This is a genomic window from Pseudoxanthomonas sp. LjRoot204_2, from assembly GCF_056175765.1.
In genome coordinates, this window is record NZ_JBGFFG010000092.1 from 1 (window position 1) to 9,718 (window position 9,718).

Annotated in this window: 8 protein-coding genes; 2 read left to right on the forward strand and 6 right to left on the reverse strand. The window is 69.0% G+C overall.

Features of this window, described 5'->3' with window-relative positions; all coding sequences use genetic code 11:
• Positions 1-50: 50 nt before the first annotated feature.
• The 5 genes from rodA to AC04L7_RS06330 form a co-directional block, all read right to left on the reverse strand.
• Positions 51-1,187, reverse strand: a complete 1,137-nt coding sequence (gene rodA / locus AC04L7_RS06310) for a rod shape-determining protein RodA (RefSeq protein WP_296279254.1) — start codon at positions 1,185-1,187, stop codon at positions 51-53.
• On the reverse strand, positions 1,184-3,352 hold the full coding sequence (gene mrdA / locus AC04L7_RS06315) for a penicillin-binding protein 2 (protein WP_435996603.1): 2,169 nt from the start codon (positions 3,350-3,352) through the stop codon (positions 1,184-1,186). Before mrdA ends, rodA begins: the two co-directional genes overlap by 4 nt.
• Before the next feature lie 3 nt (positions 3,353-3,355).
• Entirely contained in the window at positions 3,356-3,841 is a 486-nt protein-coding gene (gene mreD, locus AC04L7_RS06320) for a rod shape-determining protein MreD (protein ID WP_299344354.1), read from the reverse strand.
• Positions 3,838-4,995: a rod shape-determining protein MreC gene (mreC, locus tag AC04L7_RS06325; RefSeq protein WP_435996601.1), complete on the reverse strand. Its 1,158-nt coding sequence runs from the start codon at positions 4,993-4,995 to the stop codon at positions 3,838-3,840. The genes mreD and mreC overlap by 4 nt, the downstream gene beginning before the upstream one ends.
• 115 nt (positions 4,996-5,110) lie before the next feature.
• Complete coding sequence (locus AC04L7_RS06330; RefSeq protein WP_192270868.1) at positions 5,111-6,157, reverse strand: rod shape-determining protein; 1,047 nt, start codon at positions 6,155-6,157, stop codon at positions 5,111-5,113.
• Between the two features lie 307 nt (positions 6,158-6,464).
• Between AC04L7_RS06330 and AC04L7_RS06335 the strand changes: the two genes are divergently transcribed.
• The gene (locus AC04L7_RS06335; RefSeq protein ID WP_299344349.1) at positions 6,465-7,397 is read left to right on the forward strand and encodes a carbohydrate kinase family protein; all 933 of its coding nucleotides are present in this window, start codon (positions 6,465-6,467) and stop codon (positions 7,395-7,397) included.
• Positions 7,398-7,601: 204 nt separating this feature from the next.
• The gene (locus tag AC04L7_RS06340; RefSeq protein ID WP_435996598.1) at positions 7,602-9,041 is read left to right on the forward strand and encodes a GGDEF domain-containing protein; all 1,440 of its coding nucleotides are present in this window, start codon (positions 7,602-7,604) and stop codon (positions 9,039-9,041) included.
• 90 nt (positions 9,042-9,131) lie between these two features.
• On the opposite strand, the gene AC04L7_RS06345 is transcribed toward AC04L7_RS06340, so the two are convergent.
• Positions 9,132-9,718: hypothetical protein (locus AC04L7_RS06345; RefSeq protein WP_475512705.1), on the reverse strand; the 587-nt coding region annotated here is incomplete at its 5' end.

Sequence of the window (9,718 nt, forward strand, 5' to 3'; positions counted from 1 at the left end):
GAACAGCAACACCTGCTTCTACTCACGCCTCACTCCTCTCCACGCACTCCTCAATACCCATGCACGGGACGATGCGCACGCACCGCCATCACCAGCCCCAGGCCGGCGAGCAGCGACACCGCCGAGGTGCCGCCGTAACTCAGCAGCGGCATCGGCACGCCGACCACCGGCAGCAGGCCCGAGACCATGCCGCCGTTGACGATGACATAGACGAACAGTGCCATGCCCAGCGTGCCGGCGAGCAGGCGCGAATACGTATCGCGCGCGTCCATCGCAATCCACAGGCAGCGTCCGACGACGAACAGGTACAGCGACAGCGTCACCGCCACGCCGATCCAGCCGAATTCTTCCGACAGCACCGAGAAGATGAAGTCGGTCGTATGTTCCGGCAGGTAATCCAGGTGGGACTGCGACCCCTGGCCCCAGCCCTTGCCGTTCCAGCCGCCGCCGCCTATGGCGATCTTCGACTGCAGGATGTTCCAGCCCGCGCCGAGTGGATCGTTTTCCGGATCGCGGAACGTCAGGATGCGGTTCTGCTGGTACTCGCGCAGGAACGAGAACCACGAGATCGGCGCGAACATCACCAGTCCCACGGCGGTACCGCCCAGCACGCCGGCCGTGATGAACCACCACCACGACAGGCCGGCGAGGTAGAGGCCGAACACGCCGCTGGCCGCGACCAGCATCGCCGTGCCGAAGTCCGGCTGCAGCAGGATCAGCCCGGTGGGCAGGCCGATCAGCAGCGCCGCCACGAGCGTGGTGCGCCAGCCCGGCGGCAGCGGCTCGCGATGCAGGTACCACGCCAGCATCATCGGCAACGCGATCTTCAGCAGTTCCGACGGCTGCAGGTAGAAGAACTTCAGGTCGATCCAGTGCGCGCCGTGCTTGCCGGTGCCGATGAACAGCACCAGCACCAGCGGCAGCAACGCCACGGCGAATACGCCCGGCGTCCAGGCACGCAGGCGCACCGGCGTGACCCGCGACAGTGCCCACATCGCCACCAGGCCGACGCCGAAGCGCACGCCCTGCGCCAGCACCAGCCGCGATCCCAGCGCTTCGCCACCGGCGCTGTACAGCACGGCCAAGCCGATCCCCATCAGCGCCACCAGGGCGCCGAGCAAAGGCCAGTCCAGCGTGCGCAGCACGTGCCGCAGCAGGTCGAAACCCCAGCGCAGGAGATCGGTCATGCCGAAGCCCTCCGCGCGGACGCCGCTTCAAGCCCATCTCTCCCCGGGAGAGGGGTTGGGGTGAGGGTCGGGGCAGGCGCGATGCCGGGGATAGAAGAGGAGCGCGGTGCGAGCGCGGTCGAGTTACTGGAGTTCGCACCCACACGACCTCCGCTGCCCCTCACCCCAACCCCTCTCCCGGTGGGAGAGGGGCTAGTGCCCTGGCTCGGACTTGTGCCCGGCGCCGGATTCGCAGGCGGTGTCGTCGTCGGTGCGGCCGGTGTCGGCGCAGCAGGCGGTCCCGCTGGCGTAGTGCCGACGGGCACGGCCTCCTCGCCCTCCTTCTCCGGCATCTTCCCCAGCAGGTAGGCATCGAAGATCTTGCGCGCCATCGGCCCGGCGGTGCTGCCGCCGTAGCCGCCGCCTTCCACCGCGATGGCGATGGCGATCGTCGGGTTGTCGGCCGGCGCGAAGCCGACGAACAGGGAACGGTGGCGCAGGTGCATGGGCAGGCTGCGCGGATCGACCGCCGCGGTGCCACGGCGGCTGATCACCTGCGCGGTGCCGGTCTTGCCCGCCATCAGGTAGGGGGCGTTCAGGGCGACGCGCCAACCGGTGCCGCCGGGCTGCATGGTGTCCTGCATGCCGAGTCGCACCACCTCCACGTTCGCGGGATTCGGGCTGATCGCGATGGGCGCCGGTTGCGGCATCCGCTCCCATGGACGGTCGAAACCGACGCGCGATTCCCGGACCAGGTGCGGGCGCCGCAACTGCCCGCTGGCGATGCCGGCGGTGGCGCGCACCAACTGCAGGGGCGTGACTTTCCAATCGCCCTGCCCGATCGCGACATTGACGGTATCGCCCGGATACCAGCGCTCCTTGCGCGATTTCAGCTTGGCCGCCGGCGACGGCAGGATGCCGCCGATCTCGCCCCGCAGGTCGACGCCGGTCGGCTGCCCGAATCCGTAGTGCTCCATGTAGTCGTCGAACTGCGCGATGCCGAGATCGAGCGCCAGCCGGTAGTAGTACGTGTTCACCGATTGCGAGATCGACTTGCGCAGGTTGGTCACGCCATGGCCGCGGCGGCTGGCGTCGCCCCAGCCGCGGCTCGTGCCGGGCAGGTAGAACATGCCGGTCGACACCACCGTGTCCTCCGGCTTGCGCTTGCCGCTGTCCAGGCCGGCCAGCGCGATCAACGGCTTCAGCGTCGAGCCCGGCGCCACGCCACCCAGCACCAGGCGGTTGAACTGCGGCCGCGACGGGTTGTCGTTGAGCCGCTTGAAATCCGTGCTGGAAATCCCGTTGACGAACAGGTTCGGGTCGTAACTGGGCAGGCTGACCATCGCCAGGATCTCACCGGTGCGCGGATCGACCGCGATCGCCGAACCCTCCAGTTCGCCGAAGGAATCGACGATCGCCTGCTGCAGTTTCGCGTCCACGCTCAGGCGCAGGTCGGTGCCCGCCTGCGCCGGCACGCGGCCGACCACGCGCAGCGCGCGGCCTTCCACGTTCGTTTCGACTTTTTCGTACCCGATCTTCCCGCGCAACTGCTCGTCGTAATAGCGCTCCAGGCCGGTCTTGCCGATGTGGGTCAGCGCGGCATTGATCTCGCCCAGCGACGCCAGGTCTTTCTCGTCCACGCGCCCGACGTAGCCGACGATGTGCGCGAACAGTTCGCCGTAGGGATAGCGCCGCGTGAGATAGGGAACCAGCTCAACCCCGGGATAGCGCCAGCGGTCGACCGCGAAACGCGCCATCTCCTCTTCGCTCACGCGCAGCTTCAGCGTGATCGGGCGGAACCCGCGCGTCGCCTTGCGCGTGGCCTCGAAGCGCGCGATGTCCTCGGGGTCGAGATCGATGATCTTCGCCAGTTCGGCGATCAGCTTGGCCGGCTCCTTGACCTTGTCGGGCGTCACGTCGAGGCGGAACGCGGGCACGTTCTCCGCCAGGAGCAGGCCGTTGCGGTCATAGATGGTGCCGCGGCCGGGCACGACCGGCCGCGGGCGGATGCGGTTCGCTTCCGAGCGCGTGGCGTAGTCGGCGTGGTCGATGACCTGCAGCTTGAAGTACCACGCGCCCAGGCCCAGCAGGCACAGCGCGACCACCACGAATCCGGTCACCGCGCGGCGACGGAACTGGTCGGCTTCGGCGTGCGGATTCTTGCCGCGACGGCGGGGCCCGAGCATGGCTCAGCCCCGCCTGCGGCGACCGAGCCGCAGCGCGTCCATCAGCACGAACAGCGGCGGCCAGAACACCATGCCCAGCAACGGCGCCCACCAGTACTGCCACGGCAGCGTCGGCTCGCCCAGCGCCAGGTGCACCACGGTGGTCACGATGCGATCGTTGAGCAGCAGGCCGCCGATGGCGAGAGCCTGCTGCGACATCGGGAAGAAGCGCAGCCGCGCGCGGAAGCGCTGCAGGATGAAGGCCATGATCAGCAGGCGCAGCGCCTGTTCGCCCAGCAGCGTGCCGAACATCAGGTCGGCGACCAGGCCGACGATGACCGCGAAACCCAGGCCCGCGCTGTCCGGCGCTTCGATCACCCAGTACGCCACCACCAGCGCCAGCCAGTAGGGGCGCAACGGCTGCATCACGTCGGGCAGCGGCAGCAGGCCCAGCAGCAGTGCCAGGATGATGCTCAACGGCATCAGCCAGCCGGTACGCGCGCGATTCATCGCTGCGGCTCCGTTGTCGGAGGGTTCGAGGCCGGCGCTTTTGGCCCCTCTTCCCTCGGGAGAGGGGGTGGGGTGAGGGTCGGGACGTTCGCGGGGCGCGGCGCTTGCGGGGACGTCGTCGCGGGCGTGGACGCAGACTGCGTGCCTGTACCAGCACTTCCTTCGTTGCCACTCACCCCACCCCCTCTCCCGGTGGGAGAGGGGCTTTGGGTCGCGGACGCGGACGGCCCCATTTCCGCCGGACCGGCTGAGCCTGCCGCTGGCGAAGCCGTGTCCGGCAGGAACCGCGTCGGATCCGGCGTGGGCAGCGGCTGCGGCGGCCCGGACTTCAGCAGCAACACATCGCGCCCCCTGTCCAGCTGCGCCGCCGGCGTGACGTCGCCGACCAGGAACGCATGGCTGTCGTCCGGCCTCAGCGCGGCGACCGTGCCGACGGGAAAGCCCGCGGGGAACCGGCCGCCCAGGCCCGACGTGACCAGCAGGTCGCCCACCTTCACGCCACTGTTGAGCGGCACGTCGGCCAGTTCCAGCAGGTCGCTGCGACCGCGGCCATAGACGATCAGGCGTACGCCGTTGCGTGCGATCACCACGGGCACGGCATGGTCGGGATCGGTCAGCAGCAGGACGGTGGAATGGGCGGGCGTCGTTTCGATGATCTGCCCCATCAGCCCGCCGGCATCGATGACCGACTGCCCCACCGTGGCACCGGCGCGACTGCCGGCATCCAGCACCAGCCGCTGGCGGCCGGGCGCGAGGTCGATGTCGAGGATCGGCGCGAGCTGCACATCCAGGCCGCGCGAGGTCTTCACGCCCAGCAACGCACGCAGCTGGGCGTTGTCGGCGGCAGCGGTCTGCAGCCGCGCGAGCCGGGCACTGGCCACCAGCGCTTCGTTGCGCAGGCGACGGTTCTCTTCGATCAGGCCGGTCCGGGTGGCGGCATCATCCTGGACACGGGTGGTCACGCGACCCGGCAGGCCCGCCAGCCACCACAGCGGCTGTGCCACCACGTTGGCCTGCGCGCGCACGTGCGACAGCCACCCACCCCGGTGGTCCAGGATCACCAGCGCGATGGTCAGCGCGAGATAGCCCAACAGCCGCAGCGTGCTAGCGACTTCACCGCGGGTGGCGACGGGAGGACCGGCGTAGGAAGGCACGGGCTAGAGACGGGTCGAGGGGAGTGAGAAGTGAGGAGTGAACGGGGCGAAACGAACGGCGGCAGGCGAGTCTCTTCCACTCACTTCTCACTCCTCTCCGCTCGTCACTGCTTCATCATTCCGGCGCGAAGAACTCATTGCCGTGCATGTCGACCAGCTCCAGCGCACGACCGCCACCGCGGGCCACGCAGGTCAGCGGATCGTCGGCGACCTGCACGTGCAGGCCGGTCTCCTCGCTGATCAGCCGGTCCAGGTCGCGCAGCAGCGCACCGCCGCCGGTCAGCACGATGCCGCGCTCGGCCACGTCGGCGCACAGCTCGGGCGGGGTCTGCTCCAGCGCCAGCTTGACCGCGCTGACGATGCCGGACAGCGGCTCATGCAGCGCTTCCAGCACTTCGTTGGAGTTGATCTTGATCATCTTCGGCACGCCCTCGGCGAGGTTGCGGCCGGAGATCTCCATCTCCTGCACGTCGGCCTGCGGGTAGGCGCAGCCGATCTCCAGCTTGATGCGCTCGGCCGTGGCCTCGCCGATCAGCATGCCGTGGTTGCGGCGCACGTAGTTGGTGATGAACTCGTCGAAGCGGTCGCCGCCGATGCGGACCGACTGCGAGTAGACGATGCCGTTCAGCGAGATCACGGCCACCTCGGTGGTGCCGCCGCCGATGTCGATGACCATCGAGCCGCGGGCTTCGGTCACCGGCATGCCGGCGCCGATCGCGGCCGCCATGGGCTCCTCGATCAGGTAGACGTCGCGCGCGCCGGCCTCTTCGGCCGATTCCTTGATGGCGCGGCGCTCCACCTGGGTGGAGCCGGCCGGCACGCAGACCAGCACGCGCGGGCTCGGACGCAGGAAGCGCGACTTGTGCACCTTCTTGATGAAGTACTTCAGCATCGCCTCGGTGTAGGTGAAGTCGGCGATCACGCCGTCCTTCATCGGGCGGATGGTGGTGATGTGGCCCGGGGTGCGTCCCAGCATCTGCTTGGCCTCGGCACCGACCGCCGCGACCGAGCGCGAGCCGCCGATGGCACGGTCCTGGCGTACCGCCACGACCGAGGGTTCGTTGAGGACGATGCCCTGCCCGCGCACGTAGATCAGGGTGTTGGCCGTGCCCAGGTCGATGGACAGGTCATTGGAGAACATGCCGCGGAGCTTCTTGAACATCGGGGGACGGGTTCCTGCTGGAGGCCGGAAAATCGCGCGGGAATGGCGATTTTTTGGGCAAAAACGAAGTCGGCTAGCCTAACAATCCGGCATGGAGCGGGCAAGGAAAAATCTCGTGAATCCACGGGGAAAAACGCGCTTCGCCGAGCCACCGGCACCGCCGGCCGGCGTTGCGGCCGCCGCGATCAAGGCTGGTCGCAGGACGGCCCAGCCGGTAACCTTCGCACCGGCGCGCCGGGAATGGGGCGCACGTCCCGCTTTTCCAGCGGCCCGGGGCGGCCGCGCCCGCCTCCAGCCGAGTCTGCCGATGTCCGCATTGATCTGTGGTTCCCTTGCTTACGACACCATCATGGTGTTCCCGGACCAGTTCAAGAACCACATCCTGCCGGACAAGGTGCACATCCTTAACGTGTCGTTCCTGGTGCCGCGCATGCGCCGCGAGTTCGGCGGCTGCGCCGGCAACATCGCCTACAACCTGAAGCTGCTGGGCGGCGATCCCATCCCGATGGCCACGGTGGGCCAGGACTTCGGCCCCTATCGCGAGCATTTCGTCGAGCAGGGCATCAACCTGTCGCAGGTGAAGGTGATCGACGAATTGTTCACCCCGCAGGCGTTCATCACCACCGACCACGACAACAACCAGATCACCGCGTTCCACCCGGGCGCGATGATGCGCAGCTACGAGAACCACGTGAAGGACGTGGCCGGCGTGACCTTCGGCATCGTCAGCCCGGACGGGCGCGAGGGCATGATCCAGAATGCGGCCGAGTTCGCCGAAGGCGGCATCCCCTTCATCTTCGACCCCGGCCAGGCCATGCCGCTGTTCAACGGCGAGGAGCTGCGCCACTTCATCGAGCTGGCCGATTACGTCACGGTCAACGATTACGAGTCGAACCTGCTGCAGGAACGCACCGGCTGGGACGAGGCGGAAATCGTCAAGCGCGTGAAGGCCTACATCACCACGCGCGGTCCGCACGGCTCGCAGATCCACACGCCCGACAAGACCTACGACATCCCGCCCGCGCACGAGCGCCGGGTGACGGACCCGACCGGATGCGGCGACGCCTTCCGCGCCGGCCTGATCTTCGGCATCGAGAAGGGCTACGACTGGCTGACGATCGGCCGCATGGGCAACCTGATGGGTGCACTGAAGGTCGAGCATCCCGGGACGCAGAACCAGCGCTTCGACTTCGACGAATTCAACGAACAGTTCAAGCAGCAGTTCGGTTACGCGCTGTAAGCCGGAACGCCGGGCGGACGGCGGGACCACCCCCCGTTGCCGGGCATGCACGCGCCGCGCGTCCGACCTTCCGTCAGCGCGCCAGGCGGGAAACGCTGGCCTGGACCCCGGGGTCGCCACGCCCCCACGTTTGTGACGTAAGGTAAGGCCGGGGACGGGGTCGCACGGCCATGCCCCGCGCAGTCGGCAACGGGCAGGGGCAGCATGGTCGCGCAGCATCGGCAACCGGATCCGCATGACATCCATGTACCTGCATGGCTCACTTTCCGCCGCCTCGCATCCCAGGCGCTGCTCGTGGCGAGCGTGGTCTTCCTGGCCAGTGGCCTGGGCATCCTGACCCGGCCCGAACAGCAGCTCGCCACCTTCTGGCCGACCAATGCCCTGCTGCTGGGGCTGTTCGCGCGACGGCCCGCGCTGGCGTCACCCGCCGGCTGGGCGGCCGCCGCGCTGGGCTACGTGGCGGCGGACCTGCTGACCGGCACCTCCCTGCCCACCACGCTGCGACTGACCGCGGCCAATCTGGCCGGCGTGCTGGCCGGCTACCTGCTGCTCCGGCATGTGCGCCACGACGACCGTCAGCTGCGGCATCCGCTGTCGATGCTGTGGGTACTGGCGGTCTCGGCCGTGGCGGCGCTGGGCGCGAGCCTGGCGGGCAGCCTGGGCTCGCACGCGATGATGCGGATGGGGTTCCTGACGGCCAGCGGGTTCTGGTTTTCCGCCGAACTGGTCAGCTACGTGGCGCTGTTGCCGGTGATCCTGCTGGCGCCATCGCCTGCTGGCGCCTGGCGCGAACTGCGTGCCGCGCTGGTCCGCGCGCGGTCACACCCCCGGCTGCTCCTGCCGCTCGCCGCGCTGGCACTGGCGCTGGTGCTGGGCGTAGCCGTCGGCGGCCCCGGCGCGATCGCCTTTCCCGTGCCCGCGCTGCTGTGGTGCGCCCTGGCCTACCGGCTGTTCACCACCGCGCTCGTCACGGCGTTGCTGTGCATGTGGACGCTGATCGCCATCGCCACCGGCTGGATCGACCTGCAGCTGCAGGATGCCAGCGTGCAGCCGGTCATCTCGCTGCGCATGGGCATGGCGCTGCTGGCGGTGGCGCCGCTCACCGTGGCCAGCGTGAACGCGGCGCGCAACCGCTTGCTGGCCACGCTGAACCATGCCGCCGACCACGACGCGTTGACCGGCGTGCTCAACCGCAGCGCCTTCCTGCGACGAGGCCTGGAACTGGCGGAACAGGTGCAGCAGAGCGGCGGCACGGTCGTCGCGATGATGCTGGACATCGACCACTTCAAATCGGTCAACGATCGCCACGGCCACGCGGCGGGGGACGCGGTGCTGACGACGTTCGCCGCCCGGATGCGCGACCACCTGCGCGAGGACGGTCTGTTCGGACGATTCGGCGGCGAGGAATTCGCCGTGCTTTTGCCGGGCGTGGACGCCACGGCCGCGTGCGTCGTCGCCGAACGCCTGCGCCGGCTGGCGAGCGATCCCATTCCGCTCGAGGATGGCCGACTTCTCGACATCACCGTCAGCGTGGGCGTCGCCTCGGGGCCGGCACGCATCGCGGGACTGGAACAACTGCTCAGCCAGGCCGATGTCGCGCTGTATCGCGCGAAAGCGATGGGAAGGAACCGGGTGGTCGCCTAGCGGGCAGCGCGCCTGCCTGGCGACGGCCGCGAAGCTCGGCGCGTCGCGATCGCGTCCGCCGGCTCCGACGATGGCCGCCCTCCCGATCCCTCAGTCCCACCCGGGCATCTGGCTGCCATCCAGCCCGCCGGTCTCGAACACGGCCTTGCGCGTGCTGCCATCCTTCACGGGAAACTCGATCTCAAGGACCCGGGTCTTGCGCGCGAGGCGCCACAGCGCCTTGTTGTCGTCGATGAACATCGCGATGGCTTCGTCGGTGTCGGGCCGATTGGCCGACATCCGCTTCGGTGCGGCGGCATCCGCGATCACCGTGACCTGGCAGCGGCCGTAGCACGCCTTGGCGAAGTCGCTGGCCTGCAGCACCAGGTAGCTGCTGCGCTTCCACTTGGGATGGTCGCGGAACACCAGTTGCACCGGCTTGGCGCCGCTGCCGTCCACGTCGACGGGCTCCTTGCTCAGGATGGAAGCGGAGCGCTGGGTGCCGCCGTCGGCCGCGACCTGCGAGTAGTCCCACAGCATCTCCATCCGCCGCTGCTCGCGCGCGCCCTCGGCCTTGGCTTTCACCTCGGCCAGCGAGGGCCCGATGCGTGCGGCGGCGGCGCTCTGCGGATACTGGTCGACGAGTGCGACGCCGTGGATGCGCGCCATGTCCCAGTCGCTGGCGGCCACGGCGCTGT

Coding starts and splice junctions, on each gene's coding strand:
- AC04L7_RS06340 (WP_435996598.1), top strand. CDS start 7,602: ATGGTCGCGCAGCATCGGCAACCGGATCCGCATGACATCCATGTACCT.
- mreD (WP_299344354.1), bottom strand. CDS start 3,841: ATGAATCGCGCGCGTACCGGCTGGCTGATGCCGTTGAGCATCATCCTG.
- rodA (WP_296279254.1), bottom strand. CDS start 1,187: ATGACCGATCTCCTGCGCTGGGGTTTCGACCTGCTGCGGCACGTGCTG.
- mrdA (WP_435996603.1), bottom strand. CDS start 3,352: ATGCTCGGGCCCCGCCGTCGCGGCAAGAATCCGCACGCCGAAGCCGAC.
- AC04L7_RS06335 (WP_299344349.1), top strand. CDS start 6,465: ATGTCCGCATTGATCTGTGGTTCCCTTGCTTACGACACCATCATGGTG.
- AC04L7_RS06330 (WP_192270868.1), bottom strand. CDS start 6,157: ATGTTCAAGAAGCTCCGCGGCATGTTCTCCAATGACCTGTCCATCGAC.